At 33.7% G+C, this 815-nt stretch carries 1 protein-coding gene; it reads right to left on the bottom strand.

Annotation, left to right across the window (positions count from 1 at the left end):
* Positions 1–100 precede the first annotated feature (100 nt).
* Positions 101–815, bottom strand: a 715-nt coding sequence (locus HMPREF9333_RS13435) for a hypothetical protein (protein ID WP_040883183.1), incomplete at its 5' end; no start/stop codon positions are given.

Here is an 815-nt window from a genome sequence, read left to right as displayed (position 1 = left end):
TTTTACAGAGCTGTTGTATTTGATATATACGTATCATATTATAGATCAATATACAACAGCTGTTAATTCACATAATATAATCAGTAAACTTTACCAAGCTTTAATTTCCGATTAAACTCCCGTCATTTCCAATATTATAATTGTCAGGTGTTTTTTCATTTATATACATAGAGCCGTATGGTCTCTGAGGATAATATTCATTTTTCCCCGTTTCATTATTGTATTTTAGATTTCTCTGAATCTCTGAAAAATAATACCACTTGTTATTTATCATCTGCCAGCCTTTTTCCATAACTCCGGTTTGAGGACTTAGATAATACCAGTATTTATCATTATTATCATGGTACCAGCCCTTTTTAAGACTTCCAAGCATCTTTTCATCCTGAGCTTCAAGGAAATACCATATACCGCTTTCATGTGTTATCCAACCGATTTGCATTACTCCGTTTTCATCAAAACAATAGGTATTTACAGCACCTGATGCATCTTTAATATCAGCCCATGCTCTTTTAATCCTGCTTTTATCCTTTAATTCAAATGCCCATTTTTTCCTGTCGTTATCAAGACTTATCCACTTTCCGCCTTCAGTTTCGGCAGCAGACTTATGTGCATATATAATTTTAGATAAAGAGCTAGTTGAACTGCTTGATGAATATACACCATCACTTTTTGAATCGCCTGTTTTTTTATCCTTGGAATAATTTTTATTATTTTCGGTATGATTATCGGATGTATTATCAGGGATATCATTTATATTGCCCTGAGGTGTATTACCGCTGCCTCCGTCATCGGTTTTGGCAGGTTCATATACAGTA

It is taken from the genome of Johnsonella ignava ATCC 51276, assembly GCF_000235445.1.
Lineage (GTDB): Bacteria > Bacillota > Clostridia > Lachnospirales > Lachnospiraceae > Johnsonella > Johnsonella ignava.
Note: the sequence above shows the minus strand (reverse complement) of the source record. Positions and strands in the feature narration are given on the sequence as shown.